We start from the raw sequence: 21,130 nt of genomic DNA on the forward strand, positions 1-21,130 counted from the left end.
CCCGCCACGATGAAACGTCCCCCGCCGCGCGGCCGGTCCGCGCGGGGCTGCGGAACGTCCCCCCGAAGGAGAACCCCATGCGAGCGTGGCTCGAGCGAGGCGCCGCCGTGCCCGGCGGACGTCGCGGAAAATGGCTCGTCCTCGTGATCTGGCTCGTCGCGGTGATGGCGCTCGGCGCCCTCGCCGGGAAGCTCGGCGAGGTCCAGGACACCAGCGCCAACGCGTTCCTCCCGCGCGGCGCCGAATCGGCCCGCGTCAACACGGAACTGGAGAAGTTCCGCACCGACGAGCTGATGCCGGCCGTCGTCGTCTACAGCGCCGAGGGCGCCCTCGGCGCGGAGGCGCGCGCCAAGGTCGAGGCCGACCGCACCGCGTTCGCGAAGATCGTCGCCAAGGGCGAGCAGGTGTCGCCCGCCATCGCCTCGGACGACCAGCGGGCCCTGATGGTGGTCGTGCCGCTGCTCGGCGAGGAGCAGGCCGACGTCGCCGACGCCATCGAGGAGCTGCGCGGCATCGCGGACGCCCACGCGCCGCCGGGGCTCGACACCGAGGTCGGCGGCCCGGCGGGCTCGATCGCCGACGCCTTCACCGTCTTCGGCAGCCTCGACGGCACCCTGATGATGGCCACCGGCCTCATCGTCATCGTGCTGCTGCTGCTCACCTACCGCAGCCCGGTCCTGTGGCTGTTCCCGACGCTCGCCGTCGGCTTCGCCTCCGTCCTCACCCAGGCCGGCACCTACCTGGCCGCGAAGTACGGCGGCCTGCCGGTCGACCCGCAGAGCTCCGGCGTCCTGATGGTGCTCGTCTTCGGCGTCGGCACGGACTACGCGCTGCTGCTCATCGCCCGTTACCGCGAGGAACTGCACCGCCACGAGGACCGGCACGAGGCCATGAAGGCGGCCCTGCGCCGCTCCGGCTCCGCCATCCTCGCCTCCGCGGGCACCGTCGCGGTCGGCCTGGCCTGCCTCGGCTTCGCCGACCTCAACTCCTCCCGTTCCATGGGCCTGGTCGGCGTCATCGGCGTCGTCGCCGGTTTCCTCGCCATGATCACCATCCTGCCCGCGCTGCTGGTGATCGCGGGCCGCTGGGTCTTCTGGCCGCTGGTGCCGCGCCACGGCGCCGCGCCCCGCACCTCCCAGCCGCTCTGGGAGCGCGTCGGCAAGTCCGTCGCCGCCCGGCCGCGGCGCGCGTGGATCGCGTCCCTGCTGGTCACCGGCGCCCTCGCGCTGTCCTCGCTCGGCCTCGACATGGGCCTGAGCCAGACCGACTGGTTCCAGACCAAGCCCGAGTCGGTCACCGCCCAGCAGAAGCTCGCGGAGCACTTCCCGGCGGGCGCCGCCGACCCGGCGACGGTCATCGTGAAGACGGCCGACGCCGCCGAGGCCACCCGGGTCGCGAAGGAGACGAAGGGCGTCGTCAAGGTCGACAACGCCGGGCGCACGCCGGACGGTTCCCTCACCCGGCTCGCCGTCGTCCTGACCGGGACCCCCGACAGCGACGCCGCCAAGGACACCGTCGAGGCGCTGCGGGCGAAGACCGACGCGCTCGTCGGCGGCACGGCCGCCCAGGCCCTGGACAAGGAGAACGCCTCGGCGCGCGACCTCAAGGTCGTGGTGCCGCTGGTGCTGCTCGTCGTCCTGCTCGTCCTGATCTGGCTGCTGCGCTCGCTGGTCGCGCCGCTCGTCCTGCTGGCGACGGTCGTCGTGTCGTACTTCGCCGCGCTCGGCGCCTCGAACCTCATCTTCGAGAACCTCATGGACTACCCCGGCGTCGACTGGTCGATCCCGCTGCTCGGCTTCGTCTTCCTGGTCGCGCTCGGCATCGACTACAACATCTTCCTCATGCACCGGGTGAAGGAGGAAGCCGCCCTGCACGGCCACGCCAAGGGCGTGCTGATCGGTCTGAGCAGCACCGGCGGCGTCATCACCTCCGCCGGTCTGGTGCTCGCCGCGACCTTCGCGGTGTTCGCCGGACTGCCGCTGGTGGCCATGGCCCAGATGGGCTTCGTCGTCTGCATCGGCGTCCTGATCGACACCTTCCTGGTCCGCACGGTCCTGGTCCCGGCGCTCGCGCTCGACCTCGGCCCGCGCTTCTGGGCGCCCGGCGCCCTGGCCAGGTCCGCCGCCGAGGCCCCCGACGCGCAGGCGCCGCAGGCCCCTCGGGAGCGTGAGCTCGAGAACGTCTGACGGCCCCGCCGCAGCACCGCCGCCGTCGTCCCCGGCCCCCGGGGACGACGGCGGCGCCGTGCGTACGGCACCAAGTCAGCAGCGCAATAAGGGAGATGGGCCGTCCGCGCAGGTGAGCGACGATGAAGGACACGGGCCCAGCAGAGCCCGCTGACGAGGGAGGACACACCAATGTTGGGTGACGAGGACGGCTCCGCCGCCAAGCTGTGGTCCATGGCGAGCCTGGGCACACCGATGGCGATCCGGGTGGCGGCGACGCTGCGCATCGCCGACCACATCGCCGCGGGCCGCCGCACCGCCGCCGAGCTGGCCGAGACCGTCGGCGCGCACCCCGGCGCGCTCGACCGGCTGCTGCGCTACCTCGCGGTGCGCGGTGTGCTGGAGGCCGACGAGGACGGCCGGTACGGCCTGACGGCGCTCGGCGAGCCGCTGCGCGAGGACCACCCGGCGGGCGTCCGCGCCTGGTTCGACACCGAGGGCGCCGGCCGCGGCGAACTGTCCTTCGTCGAGCTGCTGCACAGCGTCCGCACCGGCGAGGCCGCCTTCCCGGTGCGCTACGGGCGCGAGTACTGGCAGGACCTGACGGCCGACCCCGACCGGGTGGCCTCCTTCAACCAGCTGCTCGGCACCGATGTGGCCGTCCGCGCCCCCGGGGTCGTCGGCGGCTTCGACTGGGCCCGGCTCGGCCATGTCGTCGACGTCGGCGGCGGCGACGGTTCGCTGCTCGCCGAGCTGCTGACCGCGAACCCGGCGCTGCGCGGCACGGTCGTCGACCTCGACGCGGCCGCCCGGTCGGCGAAGGAGCGCTTCGCCGCGACCGGCCTCGGCGACCGCGCCGACGCCGTCACCGGCAGCTTCTTCGACGAACTGCCCGCGGGCGCGGGCGGGTACGTGCTCTCGCTGATCCTGCACGACTGGGACGACGCGGACGCCACCGCCATCCTGCGGCGCTGCGGCGAGGCGGCGGGCGACACCGGCTCCGTCTTCGTGATCGAGACGATCGGCGCGTCCGGGGAGGCCCCGCGCACCGGGATGGACCTGCGCATGCTCTGTGTCTATGGCGCCAAGGAGCGGGGCGTGGCGGAGTTCTCCGCGCTGGCCGCGGCCGCGGGCCTCGACCTGGTGGCGGTGCACCCCGCCGGACCCTCGGCGATCATCGAGCTGACCGCGGCCCGATGAGCCCGCACCCCACCCCGGGCGGCCCGCACCCCGGCGGCCCGTCCCTGAAGGACGCCTGGGACGGCCTCGCGACGGCCGCGGGCCGCCAGGACCCGTACCCCTTCTACGAGGCGATCCGGGCCCACGGCGAGCTGGCCTGGCTCAAGCCCGGCAGGCTCGTCGTGGTCGGCTACGACGAGTGCGACCGGGCGCTGCGCGACGGCCGGCTGCACGTGCAGGACGCGGCGGGCTACGACGCGTCCGTGCCGGGCTGGCGGGAGCACTCCTCGCTGCGCGCCTTCACCAGCTCCATGCTGTACAGCAATCCGCCCGACCACACCCGGCTGCGGGCGGTGGCCGGTTTCGCCTTCACGCCGCCGCGGATCCGGGAGCTGCGCTCGGTCGTCGAGGACATGACCGACCGGCTGCTGGAACGGATGGCCGAGCTCGGCGCCGACGGTTCGCCCGTCGACGTCATCGCCGAGTTCGCGTCCCGGCTGCCCGTCGCCGTCATCAGCGCCATGCTCGGGTTCCCCGAGGAGGACCAGGTGTGGTTCCGCGACATGGCGTCGACGGTCGCGGTCTCCACGGACGGCTTCGGCGACCCGGCCGCCCTGGAGCGGGCCGACCGGGCCATGGACGAGATGACCGGGTACTTCACCGAACTCGTCGCCCGGCGGCGCCGCGACCCCCGCGACGACCTGGTCACGCTGCTCACCGAGACCCACGACGGCGACCCGCGGCGGCTCGGCCACGACGAGCTCATGGGCACCCTGATGGTGCTGCTCACCGCCGGTTTCGAGACGACCAGCTTCCTCATCGGCCACGGCGCGATGCTGGCCATGGAGCAGCCGGGATTCGCCGAACGGCTGCGTACGGAACCGGACTTCGCGCCGCGCTACGTGGAGGAGATCCTCCGCTTCGAGCCGCCCGTGCACGTCACGAGCCGCTGGGCCGCCGCCGACACCGAACTGCTCGGCACCCCGGTCCCGGCGGGCACCCGGCTGACCCTGATCATGGCGGCGGCCAACCGGGACGCGCGGCGCTTCGCCGACCCGGCCCGCTTCGACCCGGACCGCACCGGCAACCGGCCGCTGAGCTTCGGCGCCGGGGGCCACTTCTGCCTGGGCGCCCCGCTGGCCCGGCTGGAGGCCGCGATCGCGCTGCCCCGGCTGTTCGCCCGCTTCCCCGGCCTGGCGGCGACCGAGCCGCCCGTGTACCGCGACCGGTGGGTCGTGCGCGGCCTGGACACCTTCCCCGTCGCGGTCGCGGCATGACGGGGGACGGCGGGCCTGGTCACGGCGGGCCGGGGGAGGTGACGCCGTAGCAGATTCCCGGCCGACGGTCCATCAAGCATTTACGAAGATGCTTCGACGAGCGCGGAGACATGACGATTTAGGGGAGTCAACGGGCCGAGAGCGGCAGGGAATGTGCCGCGTCGGGCACCGCCCGGCGCATGCCGGGGATCCTTCGAAGGAGACACCTCGTGACAGCACGACTGAAGATCCTCGCCATCAACGGATCGGAGCGCGACGGCAACACCGCCGACGTCCTCCGGTACGCCGCCGCGGTCGCCGAGGCGCGCGGTGTCGACTTCGAGGCCGTGGACCTGCGCAGCATCCGGATGGACCGCTGCGGGCCGTGCGGCGACTGCAACGACCGGACGATCGCCTGCGAGGTGACCGACGGGGTGCCCGGCGTCGTCCGCAAGATGATCGAGGCCGACGGCATCGTGTTCGCCGCCCCGGTGCACGGGTTCGGCACCGCCAGCCTCATGCAGACGTTCATCGAGCGCGCGGGCGTCGGCTATCTGCGCTTCGACCGGCCGCTGAGCAACAAGGTCGCGGGCATCGTCTCCGTCGCCCGCCGCTACAGCGCCGGCGAGGTGTGGGCCCAGCTCACCGTCAACGCGCTGCTCAACCGCATGATCCTGGTCGGCAGCGGGTTCCCCGCCACGGTGCACGCGCTGCACCGGGGCGACGCGCTCAAGGACGACGAGGGCCTGAAGAACGTCTCGCGCATGGTCGACCGCATGGTCGACATGATCGAGCTGCTCGCCGAGCACCGCCGCCTCACCGGCCGCGACGACCTGCTGGCCTCCGGCGACGTCAACGAGCGGGTCGGCCTGGCCCTCAACGAGATCCAGGTGTCGGTGTGACCCCCACCGCCGTGGCCGACGCCCCGCCCGCCGTCGCCACCACCCCCGCCCCCGTTCCCGGCGCCGCCGACCCCGGCGCCGGCCGGGACGACTTCCTCGACGCGTACGCGCGGGTCAGCGGCGCCTTCTACGACGGCACCCTGACCGAGGCCGAGCTGGCCGCCTGGCGCCAGGAGCGGCTGACCGGCGTGCTGCGCCACGTCACCGCACGCTCCCCGTTCTACCGGCGCCACCTGGCCGGGACGGACCTCGCGGCGGTCACCCCCGCCAACCTGTCGGCGCTGCCCTTCACCACCAAGGACGACCTGCGCCGCGAGATGTACGACGTGCTGTCCGGGCCGGTCTCCGAGGCGAGCATCTACTACGAGACCAACGGCACCACCGGAACGGCCACCCCCTGCCCGCGCGGCGCCAAGGACATCGTCGCTTCCAACGCGGCCGTCACCGAGTCCTGGCGGCGGCTGTTCCGCGCCCACTTCGGCGAGCGGATGCCGGTCGTCGGCCTCATGGGCCCCTCCGAGCTGTACGCCTTCGGCGACGTGTTCACCGCCGTCGCCGGCGAACTCGGCGCCTGCCACGTCAAGATCTGGCCCGAGTCCCCCCGGGTCGGCTTCCGCAAGGCGCTGCGCCTCATCGAGGAACTCGGCGTCGAGGTCGTCGTCTGCGCGCCCGCGCTCTGCCTGAGCCTGGCCAAGGCCGCCCTGCACTACGGCTACGACCTCGCCCGGCTGCCGGTGAAGCTGTTCCTGGTGCTCGGCGAGATCTGCACCCCGCAGTTCGCCGCCAACGTCGCCACCGTGTGGCCGGACGCCGTCGTCCGCCCCGCGCTGTACGGCTCCCAGGAGGCGCTGTGCATCGCCACCGGCGCCGACGACGGCACCCTCCACCTGTCGGTGCCCAACTACCTGGCCGAGGTGATCGACCCGGACACCGGGGCCGCGCTCGGCGACACCGGCGAGGGCGAACTCGCCCTCACCATGCTCGTCGACGGCATCAAGCCGCTGATCCGCTACCGCACCGGCGACGTCGTCCGGCTGACCCCCGCCGCGCCCGGCGCACCGCTGCCCGGCCCGGTCGTCGAGGTCGTCGGCCGGGCCGCCGACCGCATCCGGCTCGGCCGGGCGCTGCTGCACCCCGGCGAGCTGGAGGCCGCCATCCTCGACGGCGTCCACGGCTGCCTGGGCTACCAGGTGGTCGTCGACCGGGCCGCCGACGGCGGCGACGAGATCACCGTCCGGATGGACCTGCTGCCCGGCACCGCCGACCCGGCCGCCACCGCCGACGCCGTCGGCACGGCGCTGCGCGCCCGTACCGGCGCCACCGTCCGGGTCGTCGTCGAGAACGAGCTCGACCCCGTCACCCACACCGGCTCCTTCGTGAGCTGGAAGGCGGCCCGGGTGCTCGACCGGCGGACCGCACCCGACAGCGCGGTCGAGGCCGCCCGGCAGGTCGCGCACCGCTACGCGATCACCACCTGACCCGAAGGAACCCGCGATGACCGACCCGCGCCCGGCGCCGGCCGCGGTCCGTGTGACCACCCGGACGCGCCCGCTGCCCCCGGTGCCGATGCTGCCCGCCTACCGCGCCCTGGCCGGCCGCTTCGGCCCCGACCAGGCCTATCTGCTCGAATCCGCCGGAGGACCGCTGCGCGACCGGCGCTACCAGGTCGTCGGCTTCGGCGCCCTGCTGTCCGTCGCCGTCACCGACGGCGCCGTCCGCGTCGAGGGCGTGCCCGAACTGCGCGGCCCGCTGCTCGACCGGATCCGCCCGCTGCTCACCGAGGACGCCGACGGCACCGCCCGGCTGCGCGGCTTCGCCGACCTGTGGCCGCTGCTGCGCGCCCTCGGCGCGCTGTTCGACGCCGAGGGTTCGGCGACCCGGTTCCGGTTCGGTTTCCTCGGCTACTTCGGCTACGACACCGTGCGGTACGTGGAGGAGCTGCCGTACCTCATCGAGGAACGGTCCGACCTGCCCGACGTGCAACTCGTCCTGCACCAGGGCTGCGTGGTCCGCGACCTCGCGTCCGGCGAGACCGAGCTGCTGCTGCACTCCTCCGACGCCTGGCCCGACCTGGACGCCGACGAGGTCGCCACCCTCCTGGAGGAGTCCGGCACCACCCACCCCGAACCGGCCGCCGACACCTTCCCCGAGTCGACCGTCACCGACGACACCGACCCCGAGGCGTACCGCCGCGACGTCGAACGCTGTCTGGAGCACATCGCCGTCGGCGACATCTACCAGGTGCAGATCGGCCACGAGCTGACCATGCGTTCCACGGCCGACCCCGTGGACGTCTACCAGCGGCTGCGCCGCCGCAACGCCTCCCCGTACATGTACCTCGCGGGCATCGGCGGCCAGTGCGTCATCGGCGCCAGCCCCGAGCTGTTCGTCCGGGTCGAGGACGGCGACGTCACCATGCGGCCCATCGCGGGGACCCTGCCGCGCGACGGCGACGACGAGGCGGCGGCCCGGCGGCTCGGCTCCGACCCCAAGGAGATCGCCGAGCACACCATGCTCGTCGACCTGTGCCGCAACGACATCGGCCGGATCGCCGAGGCCGACTCCCTCGCCGTCCCCGACGAGTTCGTCGTCGAGAAGTACTCCCACGTCCTGCACCTGGTGTCGACCGTCGTCGGCCGCGCCGCGCCGGACACGGACGTCTTCGACGCGGTCGCCGCGCTGTTCCCGGCGGGCACCATGACCGGCACTCCCAAGATCCGCGCCATGGAGATCATCGAGTCCCTGGAACGCAGCCGCCGCGGCCTGTACGCCGGTGCGCTCGGCCTGATCGACGTCGGCGGCTACACCAACCTCGCGCTGTGCATCCGCACCCTGTTCCACCAGGACGGCGTCTACCGCACCCGCGCCTCGGCCGGGATCGTCGCCGACTCCGACCCGGCGAGCGAGTGGCGCGAGACGCTCGCCAAGATGAGCGCCGCCCACTGGGCGGTCACCGGAAAGGAGCTGCTGTGAACCCCCTGTCCGCCGGCGGTCCCGCCGCACGGCCGCGCGTCCTGGTGGTCGACGCCTTCGACAGCTTCGTCGACATCCTCCGCCAGTACCTGATGTCCGCCGGAGCCGAACCCGTCATGGTGCGCTCCAACGCGCTGCGCCTCGACGACGTCGGGACGATCGCCCCCGAAGGGATCCTGCTCGGCCCCGGCCCGGGCCACCCGGACGAGTCGGGACACGTCGAGATCGTCCGGGCGTTCGCCGGACGGCTGCCGCTGTTCGGCGTCTGCCTCGGCCACCAGGCCATCGGCCGCGCGTACGGGGCGAGCGTCGTCCCGGCCCGGCGGCTGATGCACGGCAAGTCCAGCGCCATCGAGCACGACGGCCGCGGCCTGTTCACCGGACTGCCCGCCGGCTTCTCGGCGACCCGCTACCACTCGCTGATCGTGCCCGAGGACACCGTCCCGGACTGCCTGGAGATCACCGCCAGGTCCGCCGGGGACGGCTATGTGATGGGGCTGCGGCACCGCACCCTGCCGATCGAGTCCGTGCAGTTCCACCCGGAGAGCTTCCGCACCGACCACGGCATGCGGATCGTCTCCCGATTCCTGGACGGCGTACGGGAGTTCTCCGCCGCGTCGGCCTACGTCAGGGCCGCCTGACCGGCGCCCCGGGGAAGACCGCACACGCCGAGATGCGTGACCGCCGCCGCGCGTGATGGGCTCGTCCGCGACGGCGGCGCACACGTACGGAGGCGTAGTGGACTACTGGAACGGCAGCGCGGAGACGATGCCCCGGGAGGAGCTGGAGCGGTGGCAGTGGCGCCGGTTGCGGCGCGCGCTCGACCACGCCCGGCAGAACTCCCCGTTCTGGGCCGCGCGGATCCCCGACGGCATCACGTCGATGGCCGACTACACCGAGCGGATGCCGCTGCTCCACAAGGCGGACCTGCTCGCCTCGCAGCAGGCGGCCCCGCCGTACGGCGACTGGCCCTCGCTCGACCCGGAGCTCGGCGTCCGCCACCACCAGACCAGCGGCACCAGCGGCAACCCGCCGGTGCGCACGTTCGACACCGAACGCGACTGGAAGTGGATCACCGACACCTTCTGCACCGCCCTGTACGCCAACGGCGTGCGCTCGCACCACAAGGCCCTGGTGTCCTTCGGCTACGGCCTGTTCGCCGGGTTCTGGGGCATGCACTACGCCCTGGAGCGGATGGGCTGCACCGTCGTCCCGGCCGGCGGCCTCGACTCGAAGACCGTGATCCGGCTGCTCGTCGACTACCGGATCGAGGTCCTCGGCCTCACCCCGAGCTATGCGATGCGGCTCATCGAGACCGCCACCGAGATGGGCGTCGACCTGGCCCGCGACGCCAACGTCAAGGTGATGCTGGCCGGGGCCGAGCCGCGCTCCGACTTCACGACCCGCACCATCGAGGAGGCGTTCGGCGCCCGCGTCTTCAACGCGGCGGGCACCACCGAGTTCGGCGCCGTCTTCATGTTCGAGTGCCCCTCGCGCCGGGGCGCCTGCCACATCAACGAGCCGACCGTCATCGAAGAGGTGCTGCACCCCGAGACCCGCGAGCCGGTCGGCTACGGCGAGGAGGGCGTCCGGGTCACCACCGGCCTGTACCGCGAGGGCATGCAGCTGTTCCGGCACTGGACCGAGGACATCGTCGTCAAGCGCCCGCACACCGACTGCGGCTGCGGCCGCACCTGGGACTTCCTCGACGGCGGCATCCTGCGCCGGTACGACGACATGCGCAAGATCCGCGGCGTCTCCGTCACCCCCGTGATGATCGAGGACGTGCTGCGCGGCTTCGCCGAGGTCAGCGAGTTCCGCTCGTCGATCCGCACGGTGCGCGGCCTCGACACCATCCACGTCCAGGCCGAGGCCGCCGGACTCACCGGCCCGGCCGCCGAGGAACTGTGCGCGCGCATCGCCGAGGAGTTCAAGCGCGAGATCGGCATCCGTCCCCAGGTGGAGCTCGCCGAACCCGGCAGCCTGCCCCGAACCAAATGGAAGGCGGCACGACTTCATGACGAACGACAGCTCGCTCACGCCTGAGCAGCGGGACGGTCTCCTGGAGACCTACCACGACCTGCTGGACCTGGCGGAGACCTGCCGGGTGCCCGCCGTGTCCGCCGCGCTGCGCGGCGCCCTCGCCGAACTCCGCGTCGCCCTCGACGGGCAGGGCGTGGAGCTGGAGGACTACTACCGGCCGCGGACCGCCCTCAGGCTGGCGCGCGCGGCCTGAGCACGCTGCGCCGCACCGTGCGGCGCACCACGCGGCGCGACCCGGCCCGTACGGCCGAAGGGGGGCGGACCGACCGGTCCGCCCCCCTTCGCACGCCCGCCGTCGGCTACTCCTTCGACGAGCCCTTCACCGCGTTCTCCAGCTGCGCGCCGGTGTACGCCTCCGCGTCACGGAAGTACTCCACCCGCAGGCTCTCCGGGCGGCGCACCCCGTTCTCCACCCGGTCCAGCTCGTACGCGTCGAGCAGCGCCTGGGCCTCGACGGTCGCCTCGGCGAACCGCTCGGTCACCCCCGCGCCCCGCCCCAGCACATCGTCCATGGCCCGGGTCATCACGTCCTGGACGCCCGCGAAGTCGCCGAACAGCGCGCCCCGGCACGGCGGCACGCCCTCGCCCTGGCCCTCGGTGTACGAGCCGAGCTGCTGGCTCGCCAGCCGGTGGTACGGGTGCGCCTCGAACCAGCCCTCGTCCTCCAGGAGCCGGTACGAGGAGCGGGTGACCGGGACGAAGCTGCTGGCGATGTGCCGGTCGGCCGCGTTGCGCGGGTTGTTGAGGAACTGCATGAACGCCAGCGCGCCGTCCTGGGTGACCTCGTCGAGGCCCTCGGCCAGCCACAGCGACGTACCGGCGATGATGTTGCCGCCGTACGGCTCGCCCTCCCGGCCCGGGAAGCGGTCGACGCTCATCTCGAAGCCGGCGTGCTCCGCCGCCATCTCCATGTAGTTGAGGTCGTTGGAGGAGGTCACCCGGATCGCCACGTCCTGATCGGCGAACGCCTTGATGTTGCCCTCCCAGTCCGGGATCTTCCCGGTGTAGAGGTAGTGGCCCTTGGTGTGCAGCGCACGCCACCACTCGGCCCAGCGGAGCATCTCCGGCGACGACAGGTCGAGCCGGGTCGCCCGGCCCGCGCGGCCGTTGGCGTTGTCCGCCAGCTCGCCGCCCTGCACCGCCAGCGCCTGCTGGAAGAACAGCCCGTGGTTGGCCCAGGTGACACCGTGCGAAGGACCGTCCTGGAGCGCCGCGACGGCCTCGCAGGCCGCCTCGATCTCGGCCCAGGTGGTGGGCAGCGCGGCGACCCCGGCCTTGTCCAGGATCGTCTTGTTGCCGTAGATCAGCATCGCGGTGACCACCGCGGGCATCGACGTGAGGTCGCCGTCCACCGAGTAGTACTCGCGCACCGCCGGGACGATGTCGTCGAGGACGACCGGCTCACCGAGGATCTCGGTGCGGCCCGCGATCGCCCGCTGCACCGAGGTGAACAGCGGCTTCCCGTCCGTACGGCGGGAGTCACGGGCGGCCTGCGTGACCGCGAAGTAGTACTCCGCGACGGCCGGCGGACGACCCTGCTCGGCGGCCTCGGCGATCTGCTGGGACAGCAGCCGGAAGTCGCGCCCCTCGATGTTGATCTCGTACTCGGGGTGCGCCTTCTCGAACTCCGCCCCCAGCGCGTGGAGCCGGTCCATGTAGCCGGGGAACGTCAGGTCGGCCACCCAGACGTCGATCACGGTCTTGGCGGTCATGCGGGGCCTCATCTCTCTCGTCGGACAGTCGGGGGTGCGGCGCGGCCGGGTCGTCAGGCCGCGACGGTCGCGGGTCGCAGCGTGCGCGCGAAGGCGCGGATGTCGCCGGTCAGCGCGGCCGGCTGCTCCAGCGCGGCGAAGTGCCCGCCCTGCTCGAACTCCGTCCAGTGCGTGAGCGTCGGGATGTCCCGGTCGGCCAGGCTGCGGATCGGCACGAAGATGTCGTCGGGGAAGACGGCCACGCCGACCGGCACGGTCAGCGGCGGCGGCACGGCGCCCGCGGCGGCGGCGCGCACACCGGCCGCGCCCTCGTAGTAGAACTGCGCGGACGAACCGCCGGTGGCGGTCAGCCAGTAGATGGTCACGTTGGCGAGCAGCCGGTCACGGTCCACGGCCTGCTCGGGCAGGGTCGTCGCGCCGGTCCAGTCGAGGAACTTCTCGACGATCCAGGCGAGCTGGCCGACCGGGGAGTCGGTGAGCCCGTACGCGAGGGTCTGCGGGCGAGTCTGCTGGAGCTTCATGTAGCCGGACAGCTCGGCGTCGAAGCGGCCCAGCTTGGCCAGTCGGCCCTGGTCGCGCTCGTCGAGCGCGGCGAGCTCCGCCGGGTCGCCGGACGGGAACGTCATCAGCATGTTCACGTGCACGCCGATGACGTGCTCGGGGTCGATCCGGCCGAGCTCCAGGGAGATCACCGCGCCGGCGTCGCCGCCCTGCGCCACGTACGCGTCGTAGCCCAGGCGCGCCATCAGCTCGGCCCAGGCACGGGCGATGCGCGGGGTGTCCCAGCCGGTCTGGCTCAGCGTCGAGAAGCCGTAGCCCGGGATCGACGGGATCACCAGGTGGAAGGCGTCCGCCGGGTCGCCGCCGTGCGCGCGGGGGTCGGTCAGCGGGCCGATGATGTCGAGGAACTCGGCGACCGAGCCCGGCCAGCCGTGGGTGAGCAGCAGCGGGGTGGCGTCCGGCTCGGGCGAGGTGATGTGCAGGTAGTGCACCCGGTCGCCGTCGATCTCGGTGACGAACTGCGGGTGGGCGTTGAGCTCCGCCTCCACCGCGCGCCAGTCGAACTCGGTGCGCCAGTAGTCCGCGAGCTCCTTGAGGTAGCCGAGCGGCACACCGCGGTCCCAGCCCACCTCGGGCAGCTCCTCCGGCCAGCGCGTCGCGTCGAGGCGGCGGTTGAGGTCGTCGAGCTGGGCCTGCGGGATGTCGATGCGGAAGGGATGCATGAGCGCTCCGGGTGAGGCTGACCGCCGTGGCGGGTCATCGGACGAGGGCAACGAGGGCGGGCTCGCCGACGGCGTGACCGGTTTCCGGTCACCTGGAGCGCCCCGCCGTATCGTCCGACGGCCCGGAATCCGCCCGCATCTTGAGGATTGCTCCACCTGCCCCCGGTCCGCCCGGCGGGCCCAGGAAGGCAGTCAGGAAGATGCGGCGGTCCGCCGCCCGCTGACAGCGTGAGCTCGCCGTGGCGCCGGCGCCTGGCGCACGGATCCAGGAAGGACACGGAGAAATGAACGTTTCCACCGCCCCCGCGGCCCTCGGCATCGCCGACTCCTTCGTCCGGGTCGCGCCGGACGGCGTGGCCGACGAGTTCCGCACTCTGGTGGACGCCCTGTGGGACGACGGCACGGCCGACGCCGGGGCCCTGGCCGCCGTGCCCTCCCTCGTCGCCGCCCTCGCCGAGGCCGGTGCCGACCGCAAGGGACACCTGGCCGTCCTGCTCGGCCTGCTGGCCGAGACGGAGTACCCGGACCTGGACGGTCCGCTCACCACCGCCGTACGCGCGCACCTCGACACCTACCTGGAGCTGCTCACCGGACCCGGCGTCGGCACCCCGCTCACCCTCGCCCTGCTCTACCTGCTCGGGCACTTCCCCGGCGACCGCGACCGGATCCTCGCGGCGGTCTCCGGCCTCGACGTCGAGGCGGAGGACCTGTCCCGGCTCGACCGCTCGCTGAGCACCCTCGACCTCGACGCCCCCGACCTCGGCCGGGTCTGGCCCTCGCCGTCGGCGTGGACGCTCAACGAGGACGAGCGCGCCTTCGACCAGAGCTGGATCAAGGACCTCGCCCCCGAACAGCTCGTGGCCAACTGGGAGAACGACAGCCGGACCGTCTTCGGCTGCACCGGCGCCCGCGCCTACTGGGCGGTCTGCAACGGCGACCCGCGCAACCTGCCGGCCGCGCCGGTCCCCGAGCGCCGCGAGGTGACCGCCCCGGTCGCCGACGCCACCCTGTTCGCCCCGCACCTCGGCGCGCTGCGCTGCCCCGCCTGCCAGGGCTCGCTCGCCGCGCACGACGGCGTCGCCCGCTGCGCCGACTGCCAGGCGCGCTACCCGGTCGCGGGCGGCATCCTCGACCTGACGGCGACCGCCGCCGACACCGCGGGCGACGGCGACGCCGCCGCCGACTTCCTGGAGAAGCTGTCCCGGGTGCCCAGCATGGGCCTGTTCTACGAGGCGGTGGCCCGCCCGGCGTTCCTGCGGGTCTCCGGCTCGGACTGGGGCGGCGCCGTCTCCCCGGCCGACGAGGACCGCTACATCGCCGAGCACGTCCGCCCCGTCGAGGGCCCGGTCCTCGACCTGGGCGCCGGGGCCGGCCGGTGGACCGCCGTCATCGCCGACACCGTCGGCGCCGAGCGGCTGATCGCCCTCGACGCGGCCCTGCCGATGCTCAACGTGCTGCGCGGCCGGCTGCCCGAGGTGCCCTCGGTGCTCGCCTCCGCCGCCGAACTCCCCTTCGAGGACGCCTCGCTGGGCGCGGTCGTCTGCTGGAACGCGCTCCAGGCGTTCTACGCCGACGCCGGTTCCGCGATCGCCGAGGTCAGCCGGGTGCTGCGGCCCGGCGGCAGCTTCACCCTGATGACCTTCCGGCGCTCCGACGACCCGGTCTACCGCTACTTCCAGACCGCCCACCGCTTCCCCCAGCACCAGGGCGGCCTGCAGCTCTTCGACCTCGACGACCTCAAGGGCTGGCTGGCCGACGCCGGTCTGACGATCCGTGCGGAGAGCGGCCCGGGGACGTTCGTGTTCCTGACGGCCGTCCGCGAGCACTGACCAGGGGACGAGGAAAGCCGACCATGAACCAGCACGACGTCCTGCCCACGGCGTTCGCCGCGCCCGGCACCCCGGCGTACGACGAGGCCACCGCCGTCTTCAACCTGGCCGCCCCGGCGCGGCCCGCCGCGGCCGTCACCGTCCGCACCGTCGACGAGGTCCGCGCCGCCGTGCGCGAGGCCGCGGGCGGGGACCTGCCGGTCCGCGTCCACACCACCGGGCACGCCGCCGGTTCCCGGCCCGCCGTCGACGGCGGGCTGCTGATCCGCACCCGGCTGACCGGCGGGGTCGTCGTCGACCCGGAGCGCCGGACCGCCCGGATCCCGGCCGGCACCACCTGGGGCGAGGTCGTCGCCGCGGCCGCGCCGTACGGGCTGACCGCCCCGCACGGCTCGGCCGGTCACGTCGGCGTCGTCGGCTACCTGCTCGGCGGCGGCGTCAGCTTCTACGGCCGGCACACCGGCCTCGCCGCCAACAGCGTCCGCGCGGTCGAACTCGTCACCGCCGACGGCACCCTGGTGCGCGCCGACGCGTCGAACGAGCCCGAACTGCTGTGGGCGCTGCGCGGCGGGGGCGGCGGCTTCGGTGTCGTCACCGCCGTCGAGATCGCGCTGTTCCCGGTGGCCCGGGTGGTCACCGGGGCCACCTACTGGCCCGCGGCACACGCCGCCCCGCTGCTCGCCGCCTGGCGGGACTGGGCGGCGACCGCGCCCCGCCGGGCGACGACCACGCTGCGCGTGATGAACCTGCCGCCGGTGCCCGGTGTGCCGCCGTTCCTCGCGGCCGGACCGGTGCTGTGCGTCGACGGCGCGGTGCTCGCCGGTGCGCCGGACGAGGTCGAGGAGGCGGAGCGGCGGGCGGCGGAACTCCTGGCGCCGCTGCGCGCGCTGGCCGAGCCGCTGATGGACACCTGGGCGGTCACCGACGCCGCCGGGGTGCTGGACGCCCACATGGACCCGGCCGACCCGGTCCCGTTCGTCGGCGACCACCTGCTGCTGCGGGAGCTGGGCGACGACACGATCGAGGCGTTCCTCGGCGCGGTCGGCCCCGGTTCGGGCTCGCCGCTGGTGGTGGCGACGCTGCGGCAGCTGGGCGGCGCGTTCGCGGACGCCGATCCGCGCGGCGGTGTGCTGAACCAGGTGGACGCGCCCTTCGCGTACATGGGTTCGGGTCCGCCGTTCGGCACGGTCACCCCGGCGGACCTGGAGCGCCACTGCTCGGTGGTGCGCGCGGCGCTGGACCCGTGGAACGCCGGGACCACCGTGCCCTCGCTGGTCGAGGGGGCGGACCGGCCGCAGGGCCACCTGGCCGCGGCCGAGGTGGCGGCGGTCGACCGGGTCAGGGCCCGGATCGATCCGCGGGGCCGGTTCGCGGGCGACATCGCGCCGGGTACGACCGCGGCGGGCTGAGCCGCCGGCAGGGACAGCGGCACAGCGCACGGCGAACGGCACGGACCCGGTGGGTCCGTGCCGTTCGCGCGTCCGCCGCCTGCTGGGGGGCTCCGCCGTACCGGGACATGCCGAGCCCCCGGCAATCGGCTGGCGGCCGACGTGCCGGGGGCTCCGGAGAGGATGCTCCGCGCGGGGCGGGACTGCTCGCGCGGGGCGGGACTACTTGAAGGAGACGATCTGGCCGCCGCCCTCGCCCGCGTCGCTGCCCAGGCCGACCTGGGTCTGGGTGACCTTGGCGTCGACCGTGCCCCACGGGGTGCGGTCGGCGCCGACGACGGCGGTGAAGGAGCTGTGGACCACGATCGTGGTGTTGATCTTGCCCTGGGCGTCCGAGACGACGTCCTTGGCGGTGGCCGCGTCACAGCCGTACTTGCCCGGCTCCACGAAGGTGCACTGGCCCAGGTGGAAGACCGTGTTCGGGGTCAGGCCGGAGGCGGTCACGGCGACCTGCTGGCCGTCCGCGAGGCCCGACGCCGGGGAGACCGCCACGACCGGCGCCGCGGCGGCGGCGGAGGCGGCGGGGGACACGGTGAGCGCGAGACCGGCGGCGACGGCGGTGGCGGCGACGACGCGGGTGGCGAGACCGAGCTTGTTCTTGGTGATCATTTCTTCTGACTCCATGTCATATGTGAGGGGAAAAGGACTTCGGGTGAGCCGGCGTGTTGCTTGTGGGGCCGCCTCGCCCTGTCCACATGGAAGACATTAGGAGAGCTTGATCATCGTCGGCATCTTCGAGGTTGCTTCACGCAACTCACTCGTTCGGGGGGCCAGAACGGCATTCTGCGAGATGCGGCGGCGGCACCCACCGGGGGACCCTCGGTGCGGGCGCGCGCGGGCCAGAGGCACATGAGACGCGGAAGCCCTCCTCCACACACGACGATGGGAAGAACAAGCACATGACTGCAGGCGGTGCTCCCAAGGCCGGGCGGAAGGAGTGGATCGGGCTGGGCATTCTCGCCCTTCCCACCCTGCTCGTGGCCCTTGACGTTTTCGTCCTCCTTCTCGCGCTGCCGCACCTGAGTGCGGACCTCGGCGCCAACAGCAACGAGCAGCTGTGGATCATGGACATCTACGGCTTCCTGGTCGCCGGTTTCCTGATCCCGATGGGCACCCTCGGCGACCGCATCGGCCGCCGCAAGCTGCTGCTCATCGGCGGCGCGGCCTTCGGCGGCGCCTCGCTGCTCGCCGCGTTCGCCACCAGCCCGGGCATGCTCATCGCCGCCCGCGTCCTGCTGGGCATCGCCGGTGCGGCCATCAGCCCGTCGACGCTCGCGCTGATCTCCACCATGTTCCAGGACGCCAAGCAGCGGGCCGCCGCCATCGGCATGTGGGCCAGCTGCTTCACCCTCGGCGCCATCATCGGCCCGATGCTCGGCGGCGTCATGCTCGAGCACTTCTGGTGGGGCTCGCTCTTCCTCCTCGGCGTCCCGGTCATGGTGCTGCTGCTGATCGCGGGCCCGAAGGTGCTGCCCGAGTCCGCCAACGCCGAGGCCGGCCGCATCGACCTGCCGAGCGTCGCCCTCAACCTGGGCACCACCCTGCCGGTCATCTACGGCATCAAGGACATGGCCCGCAACGGCTTCAGCCCGCTGTCCGCCGCCGCCGTCGTCGTCGGTGTCGTCCTCGGTGTGCTCTTCGTCCGCCGTCAGCTGGGCCTCGCGTCCCCGCTGCTCGACGTGAGCCTCTTCAAGCACGGCCGCTTCAGCGCCTCGCTGCTCGGCCTGCTCGCGTACAGCCTCATCGGCGGCACGGTCATGCTCCTGATGACCCAGTACTTCCAGGCCGCCCAGCGGATGACCCCGATCGAGTCCGGCCTCGGCCTGCTGCCCGGCATGGCCGCCGCGACCGTGGCCTTCATGGTCTGCCCGATCATCGCCCGCAAGATCCGCCCCGCGTACGTCATCGGCGCCGGGATCGTCGGTGTGGTCACGGTGCTGCTGATCTTCTCGCAGCTCGACGCCGAGACCGGTACCGCCACCCTGATCGCCGGCTTCGCCGTCTTCTCCTTCTGCGGCGCCCCGGTCGTCGCGCTCGGCACCAACATGGTCGTCGGCACCGTCCCGCCGGAGAAGGCCGGTTCGGCCGGCGCGCTCTCCCAGATCAGCAACGAGTTCGGCGCCGCCCTCGGCGTCGCCACGCTCGGCACCCTGGGTCTCACCGTCTACCGCAACTCGGTGGACACCACCGTCCCGGCGAACATCCCGGCCGACGCGGCCGAGGCCGCCCGCGACAGCGTCTCCGGCGCCTCGGCCGCCGCTCAGGGGCTGCCCCAGCAGCTCGCCGACGCCCTGATGGAGCCGGTCCGCACCGCCTTCACCGACGGCATCCACACCGTCGCGACGGTCAGCGCGATCCTCATCGCGGTGGCGGGCGCGTTCTTCGTGGTGAAGATGCGCCACATCCCGCCGATCGGCCAGGAGGACGCCCCGGCCGACGCCACGGCCTCCGACGAGCAGGCCCTGGCGGCCTGACCTTCCCGGTACGACGAGGACGCCCCCGCCCGGCAGCACCGGGTGGGGGCGTCGTCGTGTCTGCGGGGCGACGCCCCTACGCGCGCACGGTCCGGCGGACCCGGTGAATCAGCTCCTGCGCATCAGCGCCCACCACCGCCGAGCGCGCCAGAGTCCGCCAGACCCGGAGGTAGGTGGCCACCACGTCCGCGTCGTCCAGCCATGACTCCGAGTGCCAGTCCTCAGCGATCACGAGCCGCTCGTCGAGGACCCAGAACCCGCTCGCCGCCGGGATCCTCAGTGGCGCGGCGAGGGGGATCACCCCGAGCGCGACGGTGTCCATGCCGATGGTGGCGGCAAGCCGGTCCAGCTGGCCGGCGAGTACGGACGGAGGACACACCTGCGCGTGCAGGGCGGCCTCCCACACCAAGGCGTGGAAGCGCCGTCCGCTCCGGTACAGCCAGTCCTGTCGTCGGATTCGGGCCCGGACGGCGTCCTCCGTGTCCCGCTCGGTGCCCTGGAGCTCGGCGTAGCGCAGGAAGATGTGCCGCGCGTAGTCGGCTGTCTGGAGCATTCCGGGGATCACCGCCTCCTCCCAGGCGTGTATCACCCGGGCCTGCTCGACGGCCACGTTCCACGTGTCTTGCACCGGCCGGTGCCCGGCGGCGAGCTGGCGCCGCCAGGAACGGATGTGGGACTCGAATCCGCGGAGTCTGGTGGTGAGTTCCGGCAGGGTGTCCGGCTGCCCGACGCCTTCTGCCCACGCGCGGAGGTCTTCGCTCGTGGCGGTCTGTCGGCCGCCCTCCAGCTTGTACACCTTCGAGTGCGGCCAGCCGAGTTGTTCGGCCAGCCGAGTGCCCGTGAGCCGGCCGCCGGGCGCTGTCTGGCGGAGTTCCCGCAGGCGGATGCCGAGGGCTTCGCGCGCCCGCTGGAAGTCCGTGCTCACCGGCGGCCTGTGCTACTCGGCGCCGAGCTGCGCGGCGAACGCGTCGTACGGCACGGACACGGCCACGGCGGCGTCTCGGATCTGGACGTGGCGGAGCACTTCCGAGGGTTCGGTGATGATCTCGACGTCGTGGAAGACGTCATGGTCGTCGAAGCGGAGGACGGCGACGAGGCGGGAGTCGAAGACCCAGAAGTCCTCGGCGGGCAGCAGCGCGGCGTCCGCCTCCGCTCGCCACACGGCTCGGACGTCTTCGCCGGTGGCCGCGTTGCAGCGGGCGTAGGACAGCAGGAACCGCTGGCCTTCGCTCGGCGGGGAGTCGACCACCCGGACGCGCCCGACGTACTTCCCCGTCGCGGTCTGCGCGGAGATGTTCCGGCACCAGTCGCTGTCCAGGTCCATGGGCGCCGCACCGGTCTCCACGAACGTGGCGTACCCCTCGTCCTCCTCGTCGGAGGCGTACCTGCTCCGGGTCTCCAGGTGCCACGCGGAGTACTCGAAGTCGAAGAAGAGCTGCCCGAACTCCGCCGGGCTGATCAGCTTCGGCACGCGCTCCATCTCCTTCGGGGCGTGGTTGACGAGCAGCTCGCGCGGCACGACGACCGCCGCGTCGTCGGGGCCGAAGTGCCGGAGCCGGTCGAGGTCGTTCGGGTCCGTGAGCGGCCTGCCCTGCACGATGACCTCGCCACTGTCGACGTCCTCGTGAAGGGCCGGACAGCCGCCGTTCTTGCTGTCGGTTCCGGTGAAGCGCAGGCGACGCATGGTCGTTCCTCCCCTTGGCGAGACCGGTGTCCTGGTCAGCATGGACAGTCCCCGTGGGCCGCACCATGAGGTACCCGCCCCGCTGCGCGACCAGACGAGATCATCTCGCCCGACCCCGAGAACATTCGAGAACACGGTATCGCCCGCCTCACCAACCGGCTCCTAGCGTCGGCCACATGGCGACCCGCACACTCGGGAGCCGACCCTGCACCCACGGCCCGCAGCCGGACCCGGACTTCATG

General features: G+C 73.1%; 17 protein-coding genes. 12 read left to right on the forward strand and 5 right to left on the reverse strand.

Annotated features, from left to right (window positions below; genetic code table 11):
* Nucleotides 1–77: 77 nt before the first annotated feature.
* From ACIPXM_RS31775 to ACIPXM_RS31815, 9 genes are all read left to right on the forward strand, one after another.
* A complete protein-coding gene (locus ACIPXM_RS31775) occupies nucleotides 78–2,186 on the forward strand; it encodes an MMPL family transporter (RefSeq protein ID WP_401662679.1) in 2,109 nt (702 codons plus the stop codon).
* Between the two features lie 174 nt (nucleotides 2,187–2,360).
* On the forward strand, nucleotides 2,361–3,365 hold the full coding sequence (locus tag ACIPXM_RS31780) for a methyltransferase (protein WP_401662844.1): 1,005 nt from the start codon (nucleotides 2,361–2,363) through the stop codon (nucleotides 3,363–3,365).
* Nucleotides 3,362–4,621, forward strand: coding sequence for a cytochrome P450 (locus tag ACIPXM_RS31785; protein WP_401662681.1), 1,260 nt, complete (start codon nucleotides 3,362–3,364; stop codon nucleotides 4,619–4,621). The genes ACIPXM_RS31780 and ACIPXM_RS31785 overlap by 4 nt, the downstream gene beginning before the upstream one ends.
* Nucleotides 4,622–4,830: 209 nt before the next feature.
* The gene (locus ACIPXM_RS31790) at nucleotides 4,831–5,502 is read left to right on the forward strand and encodes a flavodoxin family protein (protein ID WP_401662683.1); all 672 of its coding nucleotides are present in this window, start codon (nucleotides 4,831–4,833) and stop codon (nucleotides 5,500–5,502) included.
* Complete coding sequence (locus tag ACIPXM_RS31795) at nucleotides 5,499–6,980, forward strand: phenylacetate--CoA ligase family protein (RefSeq protein WP_401662685.1); 1,482 nt, start codon at nucleotides 5,499–5,501, stop codon at nucleotides 6,978–6,980. Before ACIPXM_RS31790 ends, ACIPXM_RS31795 begins: the two co-directional genes overlap by 4 nt.
* A gap of 16 nt (nucleotides 6,981–6,996) precedes the next feature.
* Nucleotides 6,997–8,475: an anthranilate synthase component I family protein gene (locus ACIPXM_RS31800; protein WP_401662687.1), complete on the forward strand. Its 1,479-nt coding sequence runs from the start codon at nucleotides 6,997–6,999 to the stop codon at nucleotides 8,473–8,475.
* Nucleotides 8,472–9,116 (forward strand): anthranilate synthase component II, encoded by a 645-nt coding sequence (locus ACIPXM_RS31805; protein WP_401662689.1) that lies wholly within the window; start codon nucleotides 8,472–8,474, stop codon nucleotides 9,114–9,116. The genes ACIPXM_RS31800 and ACIPXM_RS31805 overlap by 4 nt, the downstream gene beginning before the upstream one ends.
* A 97-nt stretch (nucleotides 9,117–9,213) precedes the next feature.
* Nucleotides 9,214–10,521, forward strand: coding sequence for a phenylacetate--CoA ligase family protein (locus tag ACIPXM_RS31810; RefSeq protein ID WP_401662692.1), 1,308 nt, complete (start codon nucleotides 9,214–9,216; stop codon nucleotides 10,519–10,521).
* A complete protein-coding gene (locus ACIPXM_RS31815) occupies nucleotides 10,493–10,711 on the forward strand; it encodes a DUF6052 family protein (protein ID WP_401662694.1) in 219 nt (72 codons plus the stop codon). Before ACIPXM_RS31810 ends, ACIPXM_RS31815 begins: the two co-directional genes overlap by 29 nt.
* A gap of 106 nt (nucleotides 10,712–10,817) precedes the next feature.
* Here ACIPXM_RS31815 and ACIPXM_RS31820 read toward each other — a convergent pair whose 3' ends face one another.
* Nucleotides 10,818–12,230, reverse strand: a complete 1,413-nt coding sequence (locus tag ACIPXM_RS31820) for an extracellular solute-binding protein (protein ID WP_401662696.1) — start codon at nucleotides 12,228–12,230, stop codon at nucleotides 10,818–10,820.
* 53 nt (nucleotides 12,231–12,283) lie between these two features.
* Nucleotides 12,284–13,453, reverse strand: a complete 1,170-nt coding sequence (locus ACIPXM_RS31825; RefSeq protein ID WP_401662698.1) for an epoxide hydrolase family protein — start codon at nucleotides 13,451–13,453, stop codon at nucleotides 12,284–12,286.
* Nucleotides 13,454–13,737: 284 nt separating this feature from the next.
* Between ACIPXM_RS31825 and ACIPXM_RS31830 the strand changes: the two genes are divergently transcribed.
* Nucleotides 13,738–15,282, forward strand: a complete 1,545-nt coding sequence (locus ACIPXM_RS31830; protein WP_401662700.1) for a methyltransferase domain-containing protein — start codon at nucleotides 13,738–13,740, stop codon at nucleotides 15,280–15,282.
* A gap of 23 nt (nucleotides 15,283–15,305) precedes the next feature.
* A complete protein-coding gene (locus ACIPXM_RS31835) occupies nucleotides 15,306–16,691 on the forward strand; it encodes an FAD-dependent oxidoreductase (protein WP_401662702.1) in 1,386 nt (461 codons plus the stop codon).
* A 201-nt stretch (nucleotides 16,692–16,892) separates the two neighbouring features.
* Here the strand turns inward: ACIPXM_RS31835 and ACIPXM_RS31840 are convergent, their stop codons facing one another.
* The gene (locus tag ACIPXM_RS31840; protein WP_401662704.1) at nucleotides 16,893–17,339 is read right to left on the reverse strand and encodes an enediyne antibiotic chromoprotein; all 447 of its coding nucleotides are present in this window, start codon (nucleotides 17,337–17,339) and stop codon (nucleotides 16,893–16,895) included.
* Between the two features lie 290 nt (nucleotides 17,340–17,629).
* Here ACIPXM_RS31840 and ACIPXM_RS31845 point away from each other — a divergent pair, with 290 nt between their 5' ends.
* Nucleotides 17,630–19,204, forward strand: coding sequence for an MFS transporter (locus ACIPXM_RS31845; RefSeq protein ID WP_401662706.1), 1,575 nt, complete (start codon nucleotides 17,630–17,632; stop codon nucleotides 19,202–19,204).
* 76 nt (nucleotides 19,205–19,280) lie between these two features.
* On the opposite strand, the gene ACIPXM_RS31850 is transcribed toward ACIPXM_RS31845, so the two are convergent.
* Both ACIPXM_RS31850 and ACIPXM_RS31855 read right to left on the reverse strand, forming a co-directional pair.
* The gene (locus tag ACIPXM_RS31850; protein ID WP_401662708.1) at nucleotides 19,281–20,129 is read right to left on the reverse strand and encodes a helix-turn-helix domain-containing protein; all 849 of its coding nucleotides are present in this window, start codon (nucleotides 20,127–20,129) and stop codon (nucleotides 19,281–19,283) included.
* A gap of 12 nt (nucleotides 20,130–20,141) precedes the next feature.
* Nucleotides 20,142–20,888 (reverse strand): DUF6879 family protein, encoded by a 747-nt coding sequence (locus ACIPXM_RS31855; protein WP_401662710.1) that lies wholly within the window; start codon nucleotides 20,886–20,888, stop codon nucleotides 20,142–20,144.
* Nucleotides 20,889–21,130 lie beyond the last annotated feature (242 nt).

Source organism: Streptomyces sp. NPDC090025 (genome assembly GCF_044748125.1).
Taxonomy (GTDB): Bacteria; Actinomycetota; Actinomycetes; order Streptomycetales; family Streptomycetaceae; genus Streptomyces.